Source organism: Wolbachia endosymbiont (group B) of Ischnura elegans (assembly GCF_947251585.1).
Taxonomy (GTDB): Bacteria; Pseudomonadota; Alphaproteobacteria; order Rickettsiales; family Anaplasmataceae; genus Wolbachia.
On the sequence record NZ_OX366371.1, the window covers coordinates 1,885,989 to 1,908,145 of the forward strand.

19 protein-coding genes, 1 tRNA gene and 1 pseudogene are annotated in these 22,157 nt (G+C 35.6%); 14 read left to right on the forward strand and 7 right to left on the reverse strand.

Annotated elements, in window-relative coordinates; genetic code table 11:
- Nucleotide 1: 1 nt before the first annotated feature.
- Nucleotides 2-619, forward strand: a complete 618-nt coding sequence (lipB, locus tag OPR58_RS09770) for a lipoyl(octanoyl) transferase LipB (RefSeq protein WP_265022578.1) — start codon at nucleotides 2-4, stop codon at nucleotides 617-619.
- A complete protein-coding gene (locus OPR58_RS09775; protein WP_265022579.1) occupies nucleotides 619-1,587 on the forward strand; it encodes an LD-carboxypeptidase in 969 nt (322 codons plus the stop codon). The genes lipB and OPR58_RS09775 overlap by 1 nt, the downstream gene beginning before the upstream one ends.
- Nucleotides 1,588-1,871: 284 nt before the next feature.
- Here the strand turns inward: OPR58_RS09775 and OPR58_RS09785 are convergent, their stop codons facing one another.
- Complete coding sequence (locus OPR58_RS09785) at nucleotides 1,872-2,999, reverse strand: ankyrin repeat domain-containing protein (protein WP_265022580.1); 1,128 nt, start codon at nucleotides 2,997-2,999, stop codon at nucleotides 1,872-1,874.
- A 200-nt stretch (nucleotides 3,000-3,199) separates the two neighbouring features.
- Here OPR58_RS09785 and dnaE point away from each other — a divergent pair, with 200 nt between their 5' ends.
- The 7 genes and pseudogenes from dnaE to OPR58_RS11445 all read left to right on the forward strand — a co-directional run bounded on the left by dnaE (nucleotide 3,200) and on the right by OPR58_RS11445 (nucleotide 11,240).
- Nucleotides 3,200-6,529, forward strand: a complete 3,330-nt coding sequence (gene dnaE, locus OPR58_RS09790) for a DNA polymerase III subunit alpha (RefSeq protein ID WP_265022581.1) — start codon at nucleotides 3,200-3,202, stop codon at nucleotides 6,527-6,529.
- A gap of 48 nt (nucleotides 6,530-6,577) precedes the next feature.
- Entirely contained in the window at nucleotides 6,578-7,351 is a 774-nt protein-coding gene (gene rpsF / locus OPR58_RS09795; protein ID WP_265022582.1) for a 30S ribosomal protein S6, read from the forward strand.
- Nucleotides 7,351-7,629, forward strand: a complete 279-nt coding sequence (gene rpsR, locus OPR58_RS09800) for a 30S ribosomal protein S18 (protein WP_010402759.1) — start codon at nucleotides 7,351-7,353, stop codon at nucleotides 7,627-7,629. Before rpsF ends, rpsR begins: the two co-directional genes overlap by 1 nt.
- Before the next feature lie 3 nt (nucleotides 7,630-7,632).
- The gene (gene rplI / locus OPR58_RS09805; protein ID WP_010402757.1) at nucleotides 7,633-8,187 is read left to right on the forward strand and encodes a 50S ribosomal protein L9; all 555 of its coding nucleotides are present in this window, start codon (nucleotides 7,633-7,635) and stop codon (nucleotides 8,185-8,187) included.
- Between the two features lie 236 nt (nucleotides 8,188-8,423).
- The gene (gene purB / locus OPR58_RS09810; protein WP_010402755.1) at nucleotides 8,424-9,716 is read left to right on the forward strand and encodes an adenylosuccinate lyase; all 1,293 of its coding nucleotides are present in this window, start codon (nucleotides 8,424-8,426) and stop codon (nucleotides 9,714-9,716) included.
- Nucleotides 9,716-9,787 (forward strand) — tRNA-Met (locus OPR58_RS09815). Before purB ends, OPR58_RS09815 begins: the two co-directional genes overlap by 1 nt.
- Nucleotides 9,788-10,291: 504 nt before the next feature.
- Nucleotides 10,292-11,240, forward strand: a pseudogene (locus tag OPR58_RS11445) (IS5 family transposase).
- A gap of 192 nt (nucleotides 11,241-11,432) precedes the next feature.
- Here OPR58_RS11445 and OPR58_RS09830 read toward each other — a convergent pair.
- Entirely contained in the window at nucleotides 11,433-12,698 is a 1,266-nt protein-coding gene (locus tag OPR58_RS09830; protein WP_010402832.1) for an iron-containing alcohol dehydrogenase, read from the reverse strand.
- 42 nt (nucleotides 12,699-12,740) lie between these two features.
- Here OPR58_RS09830 and dapE point away from each other — a divergent pair, with 42 nt between their 5' ends.
- On the forward strand, nucleotides 12,741-13,937 hold the full coding sequence (dapE, locus tag OPR58_RS09835) for a succinyl-diaminopimelate desuccinylase (RefSeq protein WP_010402830.1): 1,197 nt from the start codon (nucleotides 12,741-12,743) through the stop codon (nucleotides 13,935-13,937).
- 302 nt (nucleotides 13,938-14,239) lie between these two features.
- On the opposite strand, the gene OPR58_RS09840 is transcribed toward dapE, so the two are convergent.
- Nucleotides 14,240-14,464: a transposase gene (locus OPR58_RS09840; RefSeq protein ID WP_265022583.1), complete on the reverse strand. Its 225-nt coding sequence runs from the start codon at nucleotides 14,462-14,464 to the stop codon at nucleotides 14,240-14,242.
- A 129-nt stretch (nucleotides 14,465-14,593) separates the two neighbouring features.
- Between OPR58_RS09840 and tnpC (OPR58_RS09845) the strand changes: the two genes are divergently transcribed.
- Nucleotides 14,594-15,937: an IS66 family transposase gene (gene tnpC, locus OPR58_RS09845; RefSeq protein WP_265022247.1), complete on the forward strand. Its 1,344-nt coding sequence runs from the start codon at nucleotides 14,594-14,596 to the stop codon at nucleotides 15,935-15,937.
- Here the strand turns inward: tnpC (OPR58_RS09845) and tnpC (OPR58_RS09850) are convergent.
- On the reverse strand, nucleotides 15,934-17,130 hold the full coding sequence (tnpC, locus tag OPR58_RS09850; RefSeq protein WP_265022584.1) for an IS66 family transposase: 1,197 nt from the start codon (nucleotides 17,128-17,130) through the stop codon (nucleotides 15,934-15,936). The two genes, tnpC (OPR58_RS09845) and tnpC (OPR58_RS09850), sit on opposite strands and share 4 nt — an antisense overlap.
- Before the next feature lie 157 nt (nucleotides 17,131-17,287).
- Here tnpC (OPR58_RS09850) and OPR58_RS09855 point away from each other — a divergent pair, with 157 nt between their 5' ends.
- The gene (locus OPR58_RS09855) at nucleotides 17,288-17,683 is read left to right on the forward strand and encodes a DUF6444 domain-containing protein (RefSeq protein ID WP_265022585.1); all 396 of its coding nucleotides are present in this window, start codon (nucleotides 17,288-17,290) and stop codon (nucleotides 17,681-17,683) included.
- Nucleotides 17,684-17,753: 70 nt separating this feature from the next.
- Here the strand turns inward: OPR58_RS09855 and OPR58_RS09860 are convergent, their stop codons facing one another.
- The gene (locus OPR58_RS09860; protein WP_264336652.1) at nucleotides 17,754-18,719 is read right to left on the reverse strand and encodes an IS110 family RNA-guided transposase; all 966 of its coding nucleotides are present in this window, start codon (nucleotides 18,717-18,719) and stop codon (nucleotides 17,754-17,756) included.
- A 234-nt stretch (nucleotides 18,720-18,953) separates the two neighbouring features.
- Here OPR58_RS09860 and tnpC (OPR58_RS09865) point away from each other — a divergent pair, with 234 nt between their 5' ends.
- Complete coding sequence (gene tnpC, locus OPR58_RS09865; protein ID WP_265023147.1) at nucleotides 18,954-19,892, forward strand: IS66 family transposase; 939 nt, start codon at nucleotides 18,954-18,956, stop codon at nucleotides 19,890-19,892.
- A gap of 24 nt (nucleotides 19,893-19,916) precedes the next feature.
- Complete coding sequence (locus OPR58_RS09870; protein WP_265022586.1) at nucleotides 19,917-20,225, forward strand: WD_0736 family protein; 309 nt, start codon at nucleotides 19,917-19,919, stop codon at nucleotides 20,223-20,225.
- On the opposite strand, the gene OPR58_RS09875 is transcribed toward OPR58_RS09870, so the two are convergent.
- Together OPR58_RS09875 and OPR58_RS09880 are read right to left on the reverse strand one after the other, a co-directional pair.
- Nucleotides 20,222-21,496 carry a M16 family metallopeptidase gene (locus OPR58_RS09875; protein ID WP_064085407.1) on the reverse strand — a complete coding sequence of 425 codons (1,275 nt, stop codon included), beginning with the start codon at nucleotides 21,494-21,496 and terminating at the stop codon, nucleotides 20,222-20,224. The two genes, OPR58_RS09870 and OPR58_RS09875, sit on opposite strands and share 4 nt — an antisense overlap.
- Before the next feature lies 1 nt (nucleotide 21,497).
- Nucleotides 21,498-22,106: a superoxide dismutase gene (locus tag OPR58_RS09880; protein ID WP_007302021.1), complete on the reverse strand. Its 609-nt coding sequence runs from the start codon at nucleotides 22,104-22,106 to the stop codon at nucleotides 21,498-21,500.
- Nucleotides 22,107-22,157: the final 51 nt, after the last annotated feature.

The window sequence follows — 22,157 nt, forward strand, 5'->3', positions numbered from 1 at the left end:
TATGACAGAATGGCTAATATCTAACCAACTCATTGATTATAACCATTCTGTGAAATTCATGGAAGCAAAAATTCAACAAATTTACAATAATTTATCTGACGAGCTAGTATGGCTGCTCCAGCACCCTCCACTTTATACTGCAGGAATCGGTGCAACAGATGATGACATTATTGAAAAATTATTTCCTATATATAAAACAGGTAGGGGTGGTAAATATACATATCACGGACCAGGGCAGCGCATTATATATTTAATGCTAAATCTTAAAAAAAGAAACAAATGTGACATAAAACTATATATCAGAGACCTAAGTAATTGGATCATAAATGTTTTAAAACACTTTAATATACTTGGGGAATTTAAGGAAGATAGAATAGGCATTTGGGTGAACAACAACGGAGTAGAAGAAAAAATAGCAGCTTTTGGCATTCGCTTGAGAAAATGGGTAACTTATCATGGCATAGCACTTAATGTCTCTCCAAACCTTTCCCACTATAAGGGTATTATTCCTTGTGGACTAAAAGATTACGGCGTTACATCAATGGAAAAACTAGGAGTAAAAGTTTCTCTTTGCGAATTAGATGATATATTAAAGCAAGAGTTTCATAAGATATTTTAATGTATTCCTTTATTCTTTATTTTCTATGCCTTTTACTCACTAATCCTGCACACACAATCAATCAAGTTGATATTATTGCTCCTTCTTCGAAAGGAAAAGAATCAGATCTGCCTACTATAAGAGAATACGTAAAAACTTTGGGTTTTAATCCCCATATTTCGGAGAAAATATACAGTAATGACAACCCATTTTATTCTAACTCTGATGAGTTTAGAGCGAATGATTTGGTTAATGCGCTCACTGATGATAGCAAAATAATTTGGTGTATCAGAGGAGGAGAAGGGGCTTCTCGGCTAATTCCTTACCTAGAAAAGCTGCCCAATGATAAAAAAGAAAGAATTGCTCAAAACAAAAAAATTCTTATAGGCTATAGTGATATCACTGCTTTACATATTTATCTGCAAGTTAAATACGACTGGCAAACCCTCCACGGCACCATGTTGGAAATGATAGTAAATAACTCTGTTGCTGAAAGCTCTGTTGAAAAATTAAAAGAATTAATTCTTAACCAACGCAACTCTATCAGATTTGACAACTTAAAGATGATAAATAATGGAGTTAGACTAAAAAATGGCAGATTAGAGTCTAAAATCATCGGTGGTAATATGACTTTGGTTGAAAACAGTATAGGAACTGCTTGGCAAATAAATGCAAAAGACAAAATTCTATTTTTAGAAGACATAAGAGTTTATCCATATTCAATTGAGCGCAGTCTAGATCACCTAAAACAAGCTCATATTTTTGATGGAGTACATGCAGTAATATTCGGTGACTTTGTTAACTGTTATAATGATAATCTTGTTGAAATTGTAAAAGAAAGGTTTGCAAAAAGTGTCAACTTTCCAGTATTTACAATAAAAGGGGTAGGACATGGACATACAAATGACCCTCTACCTCTCAACACTCACACTATCATCAGCATTCAAAACGAGAAGGAGTTTATGGATGTGCAACAGTTATACAAGTAGCTTTATCTCACACTTCTTTCATTCCAGCACCTTCGTTGTCATCCTAGTATCCCCTCTTGTCATCCCAGTGCTTAGACACTGGAATCCAGATCAAGTACGGCTATTATCCAAATAACCCTTCGTTGTTATTCAAGCAGCCCCTTCGTTGTCATCCCAGTGCCCAGACACTGGGATCCAGAAAACTTCACTTTAAATGAGTGAACTAGATTGCCTTTATATAGATGCCAGTGTCAGCTACTTGCATGACATCTTCGACTCTGTACAGATGTGCGTCACGCGCTCTACTATGAAGAAATGCCAGTAACTCCCTGCTGTTCATTTATTGAGTTGACAATTGGTTTTTCTGCTCCATCAACTTTAGTACTAGGCTTTGACCGCGCATATGTAGCACAACCAACTACCAGTGCTGCTGCTGTAACTACAACCACTGCTATAACGATAGGTATCAACTGAGCTGTAATTGTTCCAGTTGTAAAAAGTGCCACTGCTATAGCAGTGCCTAATAATGTATTCACTCCACCAGCAATCATTGCCTTATTATTATGTTCTTCCACAAAAGAACGTCCTCCTGCGTCTAATAGAGCTTTTACTAAGTCTTGATTCTTAGCATAATCTAAAGGAGTCTTTTTAAATAAATCTACTGCATTAACACGTGCTCCTTTTCCAAGTAAAATCCCTACTATACCTACGCAACCATTCTTAGCATCATTATGTAAAAAAAGAGGTTCGTCTACATCAAAATCTGCTCCTCTTCCGAATAAAGCCTCTTTTATCTTTGTGTGATCATTAAAAGCAGCATAGTGCAAAGCAGTGCAATTAAAAATATTTTTCGCATTAACATCTGCTCCTTTTGAGGTTAAAAACTCTACTACCTCTTTGCGACCATACAAAGCAGCATAGTGCAAAGCAGTGCAATTAAAAATATCTTTCGCATTAACATCTGCTCCTTTTGAGGTTAAAAACTCTACTATCTCTTTGCAACCACACAAAGCAGCATTGTGCAAAACAGTGCACCCAAAACTACCTTTCGCATTAACATCTGCTTCTTTTGAGATTAAAAACTCTACTATCTCTTTGCGACCACACAAAGCAGCATGGCACAAAGCAGTGCAACTAAAACTATCTTTCTCATTAATATCTGCTCCTACTCCGAGTAAAACCCCTACTGTCTTTGTGTAACCATTCCGAGCAGCTATTATTAATAATGGAAACTTTGAGTACTCTATCCCTGAAATATTTAAGCTAAATCCATGATTTACATCAAATGCACCTTTTTCCCACTCTTTATATAGACCTTGATCCTGTTCCTCTAGTTCTGTTTTTATTTTCTCAATTATATTATTGAGATTTAAATCTTTCTCAGCCTCAATCGTCCTCAGTACTTTTTCCAGTGATTCATATTCTCCTGTCATGATTTTACCTTCAATATTAAAAGAGTTATTTAATTATTACATAATTATGATAAAAAGTCAATTAAAACAAGCTAATAACTGGGATTGTGAATAGTAAATTAGATTCAAGTAGCCTCTTTGGTGTTATTTCAGTGTTAGACCTTTTCATATCCCTACGAGCAAATTAATGTTATCCTTTTATTGCTAATCTAAAGTTTTTTATGTTCATACACTTGCGTGTTCATAGCGTTTATTCTCTGCTTGAGAGTTCGGTTAAAATTGAGGAGCTGATTGGTCTTTGTTTGCAGAACAAAATGCCGGCGGTTGCAGTTACTGATTCAGGCAACTTATTTGGCTCACTTGAGTTTGCAGAATATGCGGCAAATAAGGGAATACAGCTAATAATAGGATGCAATATTATCGTTCGACACTTAGAACAAAATTTATCAATACTCCTACTTGCAAAAAATGAACAAGGGTACACTAATTTAGTCACCTTGGTGAGTGAGTCTTTTAAAAAGCGCAAGAATAACAGCGATATTCCTTACGTTGATTTTGATGAGCTATTAAATTTAAGTTCAGGCCTAATCGCCTTAACTGGTGGATATGACGGCATATTGGCTCAACTGTTATTGAAGCAAGATAAAGAAACGATAAAAAGACTGCTCTCAGCATTCGATGGTCATTTATATGTTGAATTGCAGCGTCATGGGCTGAATAAAGAGCTAGAGCTTGAAGAAGCTTTAATAGATTTTGCTTATCAGCGCAATATACCACTAGTTGCAACGAATGATGTGTTTTTTCCAAATAAGTCTGACTATGAGGCTTATGACATATTAACGTGCATATCGGAGGGCAGTTATGCTCTCGAGAATAACAGAAAGAAGTTAACTACCGAGCATTACTTCAAATCTGTGGCAGAAATGGAGGAACTGTTCAGCGACATTCCCGAAGCAATTCATAACACTTCAGTGATAGCTAAGCGGTGCTCTTACATGCCAAGAAGCAGGCAGCCTATCTTGCCTAAATTTCCTTGTCGAGAAAATAAAACTGAGAATGAAGAACTGAGGGAGCAGGCAGTTGCAGGATTAGAATTCCGCATTGCAAATGAAACGGACATAGACCTTAAACAATACTACGATCGGCTGAATTACGAACTAAGCGTAATAACTTCGATGAACTACGCTGGCTACTTTTTGATAGTTTCTGATTTCATTCGTTGGAGCAAAGCAAATGGCATTCCAGTTGGACCGGGAAGAGGTTCTGGTGCTGGATCGATTGTTGCTTGGAGCTTACAAATTACAGATCTTGATCCAATAAAGTTTGGTCTGATCTTTGAAAGATTTTTAAATCCTGATCGTGTATCGATGCCTGACTTTGATATCGATTTCTGCCAAGAGAAAAGGGACCTGGTTATTGATTATGTTCAGAAAAAGTACGGTTATGTTGCTCAAATAATCACTTTTGGAAAATTGCAAGCAAGGGCAGTATTGCGTGATGTTGGTAGAGTATTGCAAATGCCTTACTCTCAAGTGGATAAAATATCTAAAATGGTTCCATTTAATCCAGTAAATCCTGTAACTTTATCGCAAGCGATAGAGCTTGATCAAAACCTACAGAAAGAACGAGATAGTGATGAGGTAATTGCAAAGCTTCTTGATATATCACTAAAGCTCGAAGGAATATATCGTCACGTTTCAACTCATGCTGCTGGAATTGTAATATGCGATCAAAAATTAGAAAATTTTGTTCCCGTCTATTATGATCCAAATTCGGCTCTGCCAATCACTCAATACAGCATGAAATATGTAGAGAAAGCTGGGTTAATAAAATTTGATTTTCTTGGACTTGGTACGCTAACACTAATAGATCATGTATGTCGTTTAATTAATCGTGATGAAAAAAAATTTGATATTTCCTCGGTTTCTTTGATTGATCAAAGAACCTATGAAATGCTCTCAAGAGGTGATTCAATCGGAGTGTTTCAGCTTGAAAGTTCGGGAATGAGAGAAGCTTTAATCAAACTAAAGCCAGACTGCATTGAAGATATCATCGCTTTAATTTCTCTTTATCGCCCAGGGCCTATGGATAACATTCCAACTTATGTTGCAAGAAAGCATGGACTTGAAAAGCCAGATTACATTCATCCATTGCTTGAGGAGGTGTTAAAAGAAACATTCGGAGTAATAATCTACCAAGAACAGGTAATGGAAATAGCGCGTATTCTCTCTGGATATAGCTTAGCAGAGGCGGATTTACTCAGACGTGCCATGGGTAAGAAAATTAAGGCAGAGATGGATAAACAACGTGAACTTTTTGTTCAAGGAGCAACAAAAAACGGTGTTGATTACGACAGGGCAAGTTATATTTTTGATCTTGTTGCAAAATTTGCTGGTTATGGATTTAATAAATCCCACGCTGCAGCATATGCGATTATATCTTACCAAACAGCTTACCTTAAGGCTAACTACCCGCTAGAATTTTTTACGGCCTTGATGAATCTCAACATTGATGATAGAGACAAACTGAATTTGTTTTATCATGCTGCAAAATTCAGTGGAGTTGCTGTTCTTTCGCCTGATATCAGCAAATCTAAGGCTGAATTTTCAATAGAGGGTGAGCACATACGCTACGGAATTGCTGCTTTGCGTAATGTTGGTTTTGCTATAGCAGAAGGAATAGTAAATGCACGCTCAAGTTCTTATAAGGACATATGGGAATTCATTCAAAATTTGGGGCATATAATAAATAAAAGGGCATTAGAAAGTTTAATTAAATCTGGAACATTCGATAGTGTGCACAAAAATAGAAAGCAGTTATACGAGTCAATAGACACATTGATTTACTTTGCAAATAAAAATAGGCAGTCAAATCAAGCTGCTTTATTTGGTAATCTTGATATTCTGAAGCCAAAACTTGAGAACGTGGAAGATTTTAATGAAGAGGAAAAATTAGAGCATGAGTTATTTTCATTGGGATTTTACTTAACTAATCATCCACTTGAAAAGTTTAGAACTCTCTTGAAAAAATTAAATATTGGGTTTATCGGAGAGAGTAAGACGATAAAAACTGCTGGTGTAATATTAAATGTGCGTATGAGAACCTCAGAACGTGGAAGATTTGTTATCCTAACACTTTCTGATCCCCACAATGTTTCTGAAATAGCATTCTACAATAATGAAATAATAGAAGAAAAAAGGAATCTATTTTCACCTGGAGCATTTGTGATAATTGATCTTGAAATTTCAGAAAACACAACGAGACTATCAGGAAAGGACATATCTGAATTTACAGAAAAGGTTACTTCTCTAATGAAAGGATTAGTTTTAACTGCTGTATGTGCAGACTCGCAAAAAGTTGCTGAGGAGTTGAATTCAGTGTTGAAAAATGGAGGCAAAACCAAAATAATGCTAAAGTTTCTTCTCGAAAAACATAAAGTCAGCATCTTGTTGCCAGGTACATATTCAATCACCCCCCAAGCTATTTATGAAATATCTCACTTAAGTTGGATTGAAGGCGTAGAAATTAATACAAATAACTTGCTTATATAAAAAAGTTTTATATAATAAAGTGTTTAATTGACATTAAAGGAAGATATAGTGAATCTCTATGAATTTACTTTTATAGCACAACCGAACTTATTGCAGCAAGAAGTAGAAGAAATGGTCCAAGAATTGGCTATTTTGTTGAAAAATATTAAAGCAGATGTTATTTCTCAGGAGGTTAAAGGTCTCATAGAAAGAGAACATAGCACAGTTACAAAACAAGAGCTAGAGGCAAGTACTGAAAGCATTAAAAAAAGTCTGATTGTTTACTCTGATTTTTTTGAAACTCTGACAAAAATTTTATGGGTTGAATTGGAAGAAGATTTTTCAAATTTAAAAGAAATAAAGTCAAGAATCGATAAAGAATTGAAAAATGAACTAAGTGATATGGGAATAAAACAAAATTTTATGGACCTTCCAGGAGCTAACACTAAAAGTGCATTTATCTATAATGTAGTAAATGCTTTTAAGGAAAATATTTCACAACATCTAATAAAGCCCCTTCAAGAGGTTTTAAAAAGTTTTAAAATAGTAGACTCAAATCAATTGAGTAAAACGCTGGAAGTGCTTTTGAAAAATATTGAAGCTTCAGGATTGATAAAATATGAATATTGGGGTCTATTGGATTTTGCATACCCAATAAATAAGATGAAAAGTGGTCATTACTGTATGATGTGTATAAGTTTTACTTCAAGCATTATGGATGAATTTGAGCGTAGAGTAAAACTGAATGAGAATATTATTCGCCACTTGTCTGTACGGGTTAATGAGTTTTTTAAAGGTAAATCTTACATGCTGGATAAACAAATTGAGGAGAAAAGTGCATAATGATGAAAAGACGAAATAGTTTTAATAATTCTTACGTGTCTGTAAATAACAGAACTGGCTTTAGGCGTCCTAAGGTCTGTCCTCTTACTGCATCTAAAGATGAGGACATAGACTATAAGAATATAGATTTATTGTCCAAATTCACCTCTGACTATGGTAGAATATTACCTAGAAGGTTAACAGGTGTGTGCGCAAGAAAACAAAGAAAGTTGCGCTTAGCAATTATAAGAGCACGCTTTTTAGCTCTTGCTCCTTACTGTACTAAAAAAGTTAGGTAATTTATGTTAATAATTTTAAAGGAAAATATAACAACTTTAGGTAAGCTTGGTGAAGTTGTTAAAGTTAAGCCAGGTTATGCACGTAATTTTCTTTTTCCACAAAAAAAGGCGATGAAAGCCACTAAGGAAAATTTAATAAAGTTAGAGGAACAGCGTTTATTATTGGAAGAAGAAAATATCAAAAAATTAAATGCAGCAAAAGTGCTTGCATCATCACTGCATGATAAATTTATTATATTAATAAAGCAAGCTTCAGAGGATGGAAAGATTTTTGGCTCTGTAACCACACGTGAAATTGCAAAAACTTTATTACAAGAAGGATATGATATAAGTCATCATAGTTTATCTTTTGGTGGAATAAGTATCAAAAATTTGGGCGAGTATCAAGTAAATATAGAATTACATAGTAAAGTGATAGTTCCAATTACTATATACGTTGTAAGATCTGAAAAAGATGCACATGAATTGAGGCAAGTAAAGTTGCAAAATCAGAAATCTGAGCAACAAGAGGCAGAGCAAGATGCGAGTAAAGAAGCTACTGATGGTGATGATAGCTGATCAAAGATGATCCCTTGTTATAGTCGTAAAGAAATGTCTTCCATTGCTAAGCTGGTATCATCCCAGTGCTCCCCTCATGTCATCCCAGTGCGTGACACTGGGATCCAGTTTATTTCATCATGGACATTATTTTATGCTTCTAGAATCCGTTGTCCATTGAATAATTTGCAAATACTTTTATATCTGGATTCCAGTGTCATGCACTGGAATGACACCATTATTGGAATAAATCAAAAATGATCCCACGCTATAGCCGCAAAGAAATGTCTTCCATTTGGGAAGAAAAAAATAAGTTTAATATATGGCTCAAAATAGAAAAATTAGCGTGTGAAGCTCAAGCAGAGTTAAGAGTGATTCCAAATAGTGTTGCTCAGAAGCTCTCTGATGTTATTGAATTTGATATTGAACGTATTAACGAAATTGAATCCATTGTAAAACATGATGTTATAGCTTTTTTAACATATGTTGCTGAAGAAGCGGGAGTTGATGTTCGTTATCTTCATTATGGAATGACAAGTTCTGACGTTTTAGATACATGCCTTGCGGTTCAGTTAAAGGAATCATGTGATATTTTGCTCGAAAATTTAAAAAATATACTTGCAGCACTGAAAAAAAAGGCTGAGGACTATAAAAATATTGTTTGTGTTGGTCGCAGTCATGGAATGCATGCAGAATCAACAACTCTTGGATTAAAATTTGCTAGATTTTATGCCGAATTTAAACGCAATTATCAGAGATTAATTAGCGCGAAAACAGAGATCTCGATTTGTAAAATATCAGGTGCAGTAGGTAATTTTTCAAATGTTGATCCGTTTGTTGAAGAGTATGTAGCGAAAGAAATGGGACTTATACCTGAAACCATATCGTCTCAAGTCATTCCTCGTGATAGACACGCAATATTCTTTTCAGTTTTAGGAGTGATTGCAAGTTCAATAGAGAATATTGCCGTTGAAATACGTCACTTGCAAAGAACTGAAGTTGGAGAAATTTCTGAGTATTTTTCCACTGGTCAGAAGGGAAGTTCTGCTATGCCGCATAAGTGTAATCCTATTTTAAGTGAGAATTTGACTGGGCTCTCACGCTTAATACGCAGCTATGTTTTTCCTGCATTAGAAAATGTTGCATTATGGCACGAACGAGATATATCGCACTCGTCTGTGGAAAGATGCATTGCTCCTGATGCTTGTATAGCAATGGATTTTGCTTTAGTACGATTAACAGATTTGATAGATAAATTGGTGATCAATAAGGAAAACATTGAAAAGAACTTAAATTCTTCAAAAGGCTTGGTTTTTTCACAACGAGTATTACTCGAGTTGGTAAATAGTGGTTTGGCGAGGGAAGAGGCATATAAAATTGTTCAGAATAATGCAATGAAAGTAAAGCAAGATAACAGTGATTTTCTGTTCGAATTGAAACAAGATAAATCCTTGCATGGAATTATTGACTCTGAAAAACTTGAGTCTTTGTTTGATTTGAAGTATTATATGAAACATATAGATTACATATATAGCAAGGTTTTTAATTAGGCTGAGTAGCTCAGTGGTAGAGCAGGAGGATCATAATCTCTTGGTCGGGGGTTCAAATCCCTCCTCAGCCACTCAAGCTAAGCTATGGTTTGGCGATAGCAGCGCACTTGACAAAATAACGTGATTCATTGTCAATTAACTGAAGTTTTTTTCAGTTGTTCATATAGTATATGGAATAATGTATGTGAAGTGATAAAGATACAACATTTGTTGTATCTATTCAGGGGAATGGCTAATGGTATCCGTTCAAGAAAGTGGTAAGGTAGATGAGAAAAGACAACTAAATGAATTTCATCCGAGTAGCTGACACTGGCATCTATATAAAGACAATCTAATGCACTCATTTAAAGTGAAGTTTTCTGGATCCCAGTGTCTAGGCACTGGGATGACAAGAAAAGAGTTGACTTGAATGACACCGAATAGGTATTGGGACAGAGGCTACTTGAATAATATTTTACCATGTCATTCCAGCACTTGATGCTGGAATGGCTTTGTTGCATAGGTCAAATAAAAAGAACTGGCAGTTACTGACAAAATTCACTATAAGACAAGCATTTAACCTACTAAAGAAAAATATGCCACAAAAAATGAGAGTCAGTAACTGCCATGAATATAACAAATTTCTCCAAGAGAGGGGAAATATTTTTTATTACGTCAATGATGCCATAGAAAATTGGTACGAAAAAGGTCCAAAAATGGCTGGTGGCAACTATATTTATAGCGATAAGGTCGTGATTCTGGTTCACATAATAACTTATTTATTTAGAATAGGTCTGAGACAAACAGCGGGATTTATAGCAGGGTACCTTGAGCAAGTAAGGAAAAACTTGCAAGTTATTAGCTATTCCCAGGCCTCAAGAAGGCTTAAAAAACTTAACATCAAAATTAATGATCGAAGACATGATAAAAATAATACAGAAGATATTGAGATTGCCATAGATAGTACTGATCTACAATAATATTCCAGGTCATAGCAAGGCAAATGGTACAGATAGAAAGTATCGCCGCTATGAGCAAACAAGAAAACTGCATGTAATGCTAGAGATAGGTAGCAAAAAAGTTATAGCAGCAAAATACAGTGGCGGAGTTTATTCTGACCACTATGGAGCATGTGATCTTATTGCAAGGATTGATGTTAAATATAATATAAGCACACTATATGCAGACAGGGCATATAATCGAAAGAAGTTATACAAACTGTGCGATGAGCTTGACATAAAGACAAGGATTCCTCCGCAAAATAATTCAGTAGAGCATCCAAAGTTGGATTATATGGATGAGAGAAATTCTACAATCAAGCTCATAAAGTCATATGATGAAGATGGTATGAAGAGGTGGAAAAAAGAGATAAATTATGGGAAGAGATCTTATATAGAAAGTTTTTTCTCGCGACTGAAGCAAACATTTGGGTTTAGTTTTAGAAACAAATCTGAGGTTAATCGTGAGAGAGAACTGCTACTCAAGTGTTATTTGCTTAACAAATTTACTGATATAGGCATGGCTAAATTTGAGATAGCTTCATGAATTTATTCCACGTTACCTATTATCCGAAGAGTGATGCAACAAAGCCTGCTGGAATCCAGAAGTTTTTTGAGCACAAAAGTCATGCTAAGTTTTTGTTGTTAAGAAAGGCTGGATAGCTACTTGCATGACACCATTTGTTACTGTGTTTTTGTCTATCTTATTTTGCTACCCTACTGAACGAATACACAAAATCTAACTTTTTTCTATACAACCAGCCAGGTCAAGAAAGGTGAATCTATCTCTTGTTGCAAATGTAAGATTGACTACCTTGCAATATTGCTCTTTGTTCCAATTAAGATGCTCCGGTAAGTACGGAATTGATAGATCTTCAAATACTTTCTGCAGGTGTTTTGCAGATAGTAAATTTTGCTTAATTAAACTAGAAATATTACTCCATTCTTTGCAAATAATCTCTTGAATTTTTTGCTGCATCATTTGCTTCTGCTTTAGAATTTTTATAAATTCGGTATTACCAAAGCACTGAGTTATATGTTTTACATCTAAAGTGATCGGTTTGGTAATCGGGTTTCGTATTGACAATATCTCCTCTTGCAAGTTAGCCATGGTAATCGTTGTCACAGCAATTTTTTCCCCATGTAACGAGGAAGAATAATCCTGTGTTACCATCTCAATTGCATGAGCTATCATATGTTCTCCTTGACTTGCAGAGTAACTGCCTTTTGACATCACCATTCCGAGTCCTGAAATCAATAAGGCTTCCATAAGTAATAAAACTACTCTTTTATCTTTTTTAGCAAGTGCCAAGTGTTCTCTGAGCAAAATTTCCTCCAGATTGCGAACAAGTTTAAAGGGGAGTTCATTATATTCTGTGCCAAGTAATAGATGAGATAATAGCCAATCGGCTTGTACTGTTGAACGGCAGATGAAATCTGCAAATCCACTTAATGTGAGGCGTGGTGGTGCGTTGGCAATTATATCGGTATCAATGTATATTGCCTTTGGAAGATGTGCTCCGAACGATTTTTTATATCCATCAACTAATATTGAAGCGTTTGCAGAGCTATATCCATTCATGGAAGCAGCTGTTGGAAAGGATATGTAGTCTTTGCCTTCTAAATAGCTTGCGTACTTACAGATATCATTAACAGTGCCACTGCCAAATGCAACCATTAAGTCACTATCTTTTGCTTTATTTCTAACTAGGTTTACAGCTTGGAGAGAAGCAGCTCTGTTCAGTCTATTTGGTGTCATCCAAGTAGCGTGACACTGTGATCCATCATAGTCACGCGCTGGAATGACAGGTGTGGCTGGAATAATTAAATGAGAAACTTTATTAAGTATGTTTTTGTTTAAAAGTTTTGCTGTATTTTTATCTGCAATCAGAAAAATGTCATTTCCGTATTGTCTACATATTTCATAGATATTATCAGCAAGTACTGTTACTTCCCTAATAAAAACTTGTTCTGTGTGCTGTAATATTTGTTTTAAATATCGCATAGAATGTTTACAATACGGTAATGTTAGTATTTCAAGATTGATATGAAGATTGACCCTGTAGAACTAACTAAGAAATTAATTTCTTTTAAAAGTATAACACCAAAAGACGATGGGGCAATAGAGCATATAGCAGCCATTCTCAAGAAAAGTGGTTTTGAATGTGAGATTTTAGAGTTTGGTGATAAAGTTAAAAATCTTTATGCGAAATATATAAATGGAGTACCAAACTTGTGTTTTGCTGGACATGTTGATGTTGTACCACCAGGTGAGTTAAAAGATTGGATATCTGATCCATTTAAGCCAGAAGTTAGAGATGGAATGCTATATGGAAGAGGAGCAGCTGATATGAAAGGCGGAGTAGCTGCATTTATTGCTGCTATCGTAGATTCAGTTGCAGGTAAGTTTCGATTCAGCGGTTCAATCAGTGCATTGATTACCAGCGCTGAAGAAAGCACGGAAGAACATGGAACAAAGGCCGTTTTGGAATGGATGAAAAGCAAGCAAAAAAAGATAGATTTTTGTATAGTTGGAGAACCAACGAGTAGTGAGAAATTAGGTGATACCATAAAAATAGGTAGAAGAGGTTCTGCAACATTTAAATTGATTTGCCATGGTAAACAAGGGCACGTTGCCTACCCAGATCTAGCAGATAATCCAATATATAAAATGGTATCGATACTAAGTAAGATAAAAGATACCACTTTTGATACTGGTAATAAATACTTTCAGCCTTCACATTGCGAAATTACTACTATCGACGTTGGAAATAATACTAATAATCTAATACCTAGTTCAATAGCAGCAGGTTTTAATGTTCGATATAACAATACACAAACACCAGACGTTTTATATAAGATGATTGATGCAATATGCACCAATGTGACTAACGATTATAAACTGTCTATGCAGAGCAGCAGAAACGTTTTTCTCTCTATTCCTGATAGAAATACTGATATTATGCTTGATGCGATAAATAAAATTACCGGCATTGATGCTGTGCTGAGTACAAATGGTGGCACATCTGATGCTGCGTTTATTAAGGATATTTGTCCAGTAATTGAATTTGGTATGATCAACAAAACCGCACATCAGGTAAATGAATGCGTATCAATAGACGATATACATAAATTAACAGCTATATATAAGGAGTTTATAAAAAATTATTTTTACCCCACTAATAAAATATTAAACCAGATCAATGTAATTGGTAATACGCCTGATGGTCCATTATTAGCTTGAGGTGCAGTTGCATAGAGAAGAAAACTTACTAGACACATTTTACCAGTCCCTTATTATAATATTAAGGGTATTTTTGACTCAAAACTTGTCTTTGATCTGTGCGAGCTCAATAACAAAAATTCAGTAGAAAGCTTATTGGCGAAAATTAGTAACCGTTCACGGAGATAAGGTGGTTTACAAAGTAAGTATAAAAGTGTAAAGAGATAGGAAGCTAAATATGGAATGGGTAAATGACAACAGTGCTGCAAGAAAAGGTTGTAGCAGAAAACGCTAATCTGTAACCGTTCACGGAATATTCCCAATTAGGCAGGAATAGCGACTAAATTCTGTAGTTTCTGGACAGGATTCTGATCATTCAAACGTGCAGTCAAAAATATCGAAAGCATTCTTTCAATGAACTTTTCTCCACGTTCTGACCAAGTGAAAAAACTATTTTTACGATAAATGACGTACCGTCTAGCCTGACGTTCTGCAAGGTTATTGGTTGGTAACCGTTCACGCAATGGCGTCAACTTAAGAGCCTTCATTAGCAGACTCTCCTAAAGACATGATGGCGTTTAGGCTTATCAACTTTGTCCATTCACGGTATAAGAAAGTAGTTTACAAAAATTGCATAATTAGTATAAAAAACAATAAACTAGATAGATGAGGGGTTGATGATAGAGGTGCTACAAGAAAAGATTGTGGTATTGGAGTCAGAAGTTGGTACTCTGAAAGCAGAGAATGATAAGTTAAGGACAAAAATAATTGAGCTAGAGGATAAGCTGGGTTTAAATTCAAAAAATTCATCGCTGCCACCATCGCAAGATGTATATCGCAAAAAGACAAAAAAGAAGAGCGATAAAAAACCAGGCGGGCAGCCAGGACATGAAGCGCACAAGCGGGAATTGATGGTAGCAGATGAGGTGGTAAAATGTTCAATTGATACAATTTGCATGTGTGGAAGCCAAGTTATTTTAGAAGAAGAAACTGTGCATCAAAAGGTTGAATTGCCAAAAATTAAACCGATAGTGACTGAATATAGGCTACAAAAAGGCTACTGTAAGGCGTGTAAGAAAAGGATCTCAGCTAGTCTGCCTGAAGGTGTGACAAGGGATCTTTTAGGAGCTAATGCAAAAGCAGTAATTAGCAGTTTTAGTGGATTTTTTATCAATTCAAAAAGGGAAGTACAGCAAATTTTGAGCAGCATATTTAATCTGAATATAAGCCTAGGTTTGGTATCAAAGACCGAGGGTAGAGTATCAGAAAAATGTATATCTGAATACGAAAAAATAAGAGAAGAGCTACGGAAAAGCAAGTATTTACATATAGATGAAACAAGCCATAGGAACCAGGGAAAGAAAGGTTGGAGTTGGGTAGTAACGAATAAAACAGCAACACTTATGAAGTTAGTTGGATCTCGCGGAAAGAAGATATTAAAAGGGCTATTGCCAGAGTATGATGGAATAGTTATAAGCGATAGGTATGCTGCGTATAATTACTTTAATCGTGAAAACAGACAGATATGCTGGGCCCATTTAGCAAGGGACTTTGAAAGGTTTTTTTACAGTAAAAATGTTGAAGTGAGCAGAATTGGCGCAGCATTAAAATCGCTGAGCAACAGGGTATTTGTGGTAGATAGAGCACGTAAACAAAACCTGATAGACAATTTAAGATTTTTCCGGTTAATGAGGAAGATTCGAAAAAGGGTGAAACATTTTTTGCGAGAGATAACAAGGGTTGCAAAAGGAACTCAGGCCTCGAGAATGGCTGCCAATATACTACGTTCTGAAGATATGATGTGGAGATTCGTGCGCAATCCTGATCTGATCGAGACAACCAATAACCTTGCAGAACGTCAGGCTAGACGGTACGTCATTTATCGTAAAAATAGTTTTTTCACTTGGTCAGAACGTGGAGAAAAGTTCATTGAAAGAATGCTTTCGATATTTTTGACTGCACGTTTGAATGATCAGAATCCTGTCCAGAAACTACAGAATTTAGTCGCTATTCCTGCCTAATTGGGAATATTCCGTGAACGGTTACTATTGGTTGTCTCGATCAGATCAGGATTGCGCACGAATCTCCACATCATATCTTCAGAACGTAGTATATTGGCAGCCATTCTCGAGGCCTGAGTTCCTTTTGCAACCCTTGTTATCTCTCGCAAAAAATGTTTCACCCTTTTTCGAATCTTCCTCATTAACCGGAAAAATCTTAAATTGTCTATCAGGTTTTGTTTACGTGCTCTATCTACCACAAATACCCTGTTGCTCAGCGATTTTAATGCTGCGCCAATTCTGCTCACTTCAACATTTTTACTGTAAAAAAACCTTTCAAAGTCCCTTGCTAAATGGGCCCAGCATATCTGTCTGTTTTCACGATTAAAGTAATTATACGCAGCATACCTATCGCTTATAACTATTCCATCATACTCTGGCAATAGCCCTTTTAATATCTTCTTTCCGCGAGATCCAACTAACTTCATAAGTGTTGCTGTTTTATTCGTTACTACCCAACTCCAACCTTTCTTTCCCTGGTTCCTATGGCTTGTTTCATCTATATGTAAATACTTGCTTTTCCGTAGCTCTTCTCTTATTTTTTCGTATTCAGATATACATTTTTCTGATACTCTACCCTCGGTCTTTGATACCAAACCTAGGCTTATATTCAGATTAAATATGCTGCTCAAAATTTGCTGTACTTCCCTTTTTGAATTGATAAAAAATCCACTAAAACTGCTAATTACTGCTTTTGCATTAGCTCCTAAAAGATCCCTTGTCACACCTTCAGGCAGACTAGCTGAGATCCTTTTCTTACACGCCTTACAGTAGCCTTTTTGTAGCCTATATTCAGTCACTATCGGTTTAATTTTTGGCAATTCAACCTTTTGATGCACAGTTTCTTCTTCTAAAATAACTTGGCTTCCACACATGCAAATTGTATCAATTGAACATTTTACCACCTCATCTGCTACCATCAATTCCCGCTTGTGCGCTTCATGTCCTGGCTGCCCGCCTGGTTTTTTATCGCTCTTCTTTTTTGTCTTTTTGCGATATACATCTTGCGATGGTGGCAGCGATGAATTTTTTGAATTTAAACCCAGCTTATCCTCTAGCTCAATTATTTTTGTCCTTAACTTATCATTCTCTGCTTTCAGAGTACCAACTTCTGACTCCAATACCACAATCTTTTCTTGTAGCACCTCTATCATCAACCCCTCATCTATCTAGTTTATTGTTTTTTATACTAATTATGCAATTTTTGTAAACTACTTTCTTATACCGTGAATGGACAAAGTTGATAAGCCTAAACGCCATCATGTCTTTAGGAGAGTCTGCTAATGAAGGCTCTTAAGTTGACGCCATTGCGTGAACGGTTACGCTAATCTCAAGGAAGAAATAAAAGCACTGATCAGAGAAAATGATAGCTTGAAAGCAAAAATAGTTGAATTAGAAGACAAATTGGGCTTAAATTCGCAAAATTCATCGCTGCCACCATCACGAGATATATATCGTAAGAAAGCAAAAAAGAAAAGTGATAAAAAACCAGGAGGTCAGCCAGGACATAAGGTGCATAAGCGTGAATTAATGGCTGCAGACGAGGTAGTGAGATGCACAATTGATACAATTTGTATGTGTGGAGGTAAGATTACTTTAGAAGATGAAATTATTCATCAGAAGGCAGAGTTGCCAGAAATTAAGCCAATTGTAACTGAGTACAGGTTGCAAAGAGGACATTGTAGCAGTTGTGTTAAAAGTCAATAGAAAAATTGATGTAGCTGTGAATAAGTACTTAAAATTTGTGTGGGCGTACTTATTCACAGCTATGCTATTGCTATATAGAAGCAGTTTTAGGGCTATACTCCTCAGTAAACAGTCTACCGTCTCTTACTAAAGAGTTAGCAAGGATAAGTAATTTTCTCATTGCAGCAGTAGAGGTAACTTTATATGGTTTTTTATATTGATTGTATAGCCTATCAAAGAAGATTTTTATATAAGAATTGTACCTTTGCGCACTAAGAATGCACATATGTAAAACCTTTCTAATTTGTGATCTACCACCCTGAATACACCTTTTTCCCTTACTAAAACCACTATCTCGATTAAAAGGTGCAACTCCGGAAAGGCTGGATATTTCTTTATGTTGGAGAGTTCCAAGCTCGGGTAGATAACAAATAAAAGTAATAGCTGTTATTGCACCTACACCAGGTATACTAGTTATTGACATGTACTTTTTTTTAAGCTCTTGATTTTTATCGACTAATTCCATTACCTCATCTTCTAAGACTTGAATTTGATTTTGTAAAACTGCAAGTAGCTCTTCCATTTGTTTGATTATAGATAAATCGGTTACTTGATGAGCTTGGGTTTTTTGTATTTTTGCTATTTCTACTAGTTGATTCCTGCGAGATAATTTTTGCTTCAAACAGTCAATACTACTAACTTTTAAAGGAGTGACACGCATGTCTGTATTACTAACATAACGTGAGATGATGCTACAGTCTATTTTATCAGTTTTAGTAGCAATACCAAGGCTTTTTGCATAATCTCTCACCCATCTTGGTTGAATGACATATACTTCAAAACCATGGCTTAATAAAGTATAAGCACATAATTTTTCGTACCCACCAGTTGCTTCAAGTCCAACTTTGGTTACGTTATGTAAACGCAAAAAGTCGATTATTTGATCAATAGCTTGAACGTTATTTTCAAATACTTTATGATGTCCAAGTGGATGAATATGGATATCTAGTTTATTTTTGCTAATATCAATGCCAGTAATAATATTTGATAAATTCATAATCCCTCCATAAATAATGTGTATACTGCATTTTCCACCCTTATATACGAGCCTAAAAGCTCAACCAGTTGTTCGGAACTTTCAGTATAATAAACCAGAGAGGAGAACCTTGCTGCAAAACGGTCCTTATGACCAAGAGTATGTACGGTTCCTCCTCTCTGCGTGTCTTTATACCGCCATTTCGTGACATTTATAAAGACTTGTTTTTAACATATAAGAGTATGTAATAAAAGAATTACAGCAAATTTACCCGAAGGTGTTGCAAGAGATTTTCTAGGACCCAATGCTAAAACAGTTATAAGCAGCCTTAGCGGCTTTTTTATTAACTCAAAAAGAGAGGTACAGCAAATTTTGGGCAGTATTTTTAATCTAAATATAAGCCTTGGTTTAGTCTCAAATACTGAACGCAGGGTATCGAAGAAGTGTGCATCTGAATATGAGAAAATGAAGGAAGAGTTGCAAGGAAGCGAGTATTTGCATATAGACGAAACAGGGCACAGAAATCAAGGAAAGAGAGGCTGGAGTTGGGTAATAACAAACAAAGCGTTGACACTTCTGAAGGTAAGCGAGTCTCGTGGTAAGAAGGTGTTGAAGAGTTTACTGCCAGAATATGATGGTATAGTTGTGAGCGATAGATACGCTGTATACAATTACTTCAATCGTGAAAATAGACAGATATGTTGGGCACATCTGGCAAGAGATTTTGAGAGATTTGCCCATAGTAAAAATGTTGAAGTGAGCAAAATTGGCCAAGCACTAAAATCGCTCAGCAATAAGGTGTTTGTAGTAGATAAGGCAAAAAAACAAAATTTGATAGATAATTTGAGATTTTATCGACTGGTGCGAAAAATTCGGAAAAGGGTAAAACATTTTTTACGTAAAATGACGAGGGTTGCAAATAGCACTCAAGCTTCAAGAATGGCCGCTAAGATGTTACGATCTGAGGATATGATGTGGAAGTTTTTAAGAAAACCTGAAGTGATAGAAACAACTAATAACCTTGCAGAACGGCAAATTAGACGGTACGTAATTTATCGTAAAAACAGCTTTTTCACCTGGTCAGAACGTGGAGAAAGATTCGTGGAAAGAATGTTGTCGATATTTTTGACATCACGTCTAAATGGCCAGAACCCCTTTCAAAAGCTACAGAATCTAGTAGCTGTCACTGCTTAGTTCTTTAATTCATTCTCACAATCCGTGAACGGTTACCATCAAATAGCGTTTTGCGTTTCAGCCTTTACACTCTTAGCTGGTTTATCATTAATCGCAACTGGAATTGCAGTGGGTACCGTACCTGCTATAGCTTCTTGTTTAGTGATAGGAGGAATTTTAACTGCCTTGTCTATTGTGCAATCAGTAGAAAGCTATTTATTTTTACAAAACAGCGAAAAAACTTTCAATAAAATGATTAGTGGTATATGCGATGAACCAGAAAGCAAACTTTTTATAGAAAGGATTTTGCAACCATTCATTGAACTTTTTAGTGAGAATAAGCAACATAATTAAAGTACACTAAGCATAGAAACCACTTTATCGTAACTTGGCAATGAATTAATTTCTCCAATCGCAGCTAAAGTAATTCTTTCATGCTGAGATAGCAATTCTTCTGCTGCTTTTTTTATATCGTAAATAGTAACAGCACTAATTTTTTCTATTAATTCGTTTTTACTGATGTATTTATTATAGTTACCGTAGTAGTGTCCTAACGTTTCAGCACGCGAGCTAACACTTTCGCGTGACATTAAAATTTGAGATTTTACTCGTTCTTTTACTCTATTTACTTCTTCTTCCTTTAAATCATCTGTAGACAATTTCTTCAACTCTGTCGTTATAGCTTTCAAAAGCTTATCTAGATTACTGCTATCTGTACCAGCAAAAATCGAAAGCATTCCTGTATCAGCATAGCTAGAGTTGAATGAGTAAATGGAATAAGCAAGCCCCTGCTTTTCTCTTACTTCCTGAAACAGGCGTGATGACATGCCACTTCCCAGTATGGCATCAAGAACTTTGAATGTGTGATATCTATTATCATCACGAGAAACACTAGGTAGACCAATTAATAAATGTACTTGATCTAATTTACGATGTTCTAAATACTCACCACCGGTATAACTTGCATTCTCGCTTTTTTTCAGCTCTTTTGAATGAATCTTTGAGAGAAAGTCTTTGATTAATTGAACAACCTCCTCATGTTCAACATTTCCTGCAACAGCAAATATAATGTTCTCGCCAAAGTAATGCTCATTTATGTAGTTATCTAGATTAGCTCGAGTAAAAGATTTGACAGTATCTTGCGTACCCAAGATTGACCTACCAAATGGTTGATCTTTATAAGCTGCTTCAAAATACTTATCAAAAATGATATCGCTCGGTGAATCATTAGTTTGAAAAATCTCTTGTATTACAACACCCTTTTCGCGTTCCAATTCATCCTCTGGAAATGTAGAATTCATTAATATATCTATTAATATATCAATGCCAGTCTTTATATCTTTTTTAAGAACCTTTGCGTAATAACTTGTACTTTCTCTACCGGTGCAAGCATTGAAAGCTCCACCTATGTCGTCAAAAGCTTTTGCAATTTCAAAAGCAGTTCTTGTCTTTGTTCCTTTGAAAGCCATGTGCTCTAGGAAATGAGATATTCCATTTTGACTTGCACTTTCAGCTCTACTGCCAACACCAACTCGTATATTTAAAGCTACGGAATCAACTTCATGCACTCGCTCAGTTATTATGCGCAGACCATTATCTAGTTTTGTTACTTGTGGTATATTCATCTTATATATTCTTCTTTAAATTCTCTTCTACAAAATCCCAATTGATCAAATGATCAAGAAAAACTTTTATGTAGTCAATTCTGCGATTTTGGCAATCCAAATAGTATGCATGCTCCCATACATCCATAGTAAGTAGTGGCACTTGGCCATAAATTAGCGGTAGATCCGCATTTGGAGTTTTAGTGATTTTGAGTTTTCCTTTTTCAAGCACTAACCACACCCATCCACTACCAAATTGGCTTACTCCATAATTTGAAAATTCTTCACAAAATTTGTCAAAGCCACCGATATCATCTTGAATTTTTTTTGCTAGAAGACCATCATCTTTAGGTTTACCACCACCATTTTTTTTCATTGAATTCCAATAAAAAGTGTGATTCCAAACTTGTGCTACATTGTTAAAAATAGGAACTGTATTATTATTTCCATGAACTTTCGTTACTAATTCCTCAATTTCCATATGTTGATAATCTGTGTTTTCAACCAGTTCGTTGAGTTTATTTAAATATCCCTTATGGTGCTTATCATAATGAAAATTCAATGTATTTGCAGATATGTAAGGTTCTAAAGCTGCTTTATCATATGGCAGCTCAGGTAAAGTAAAACTCATGCTGACCTCTTTATTTTCGATGGTATGGTAATATGTGCTTTTGTGCAACAG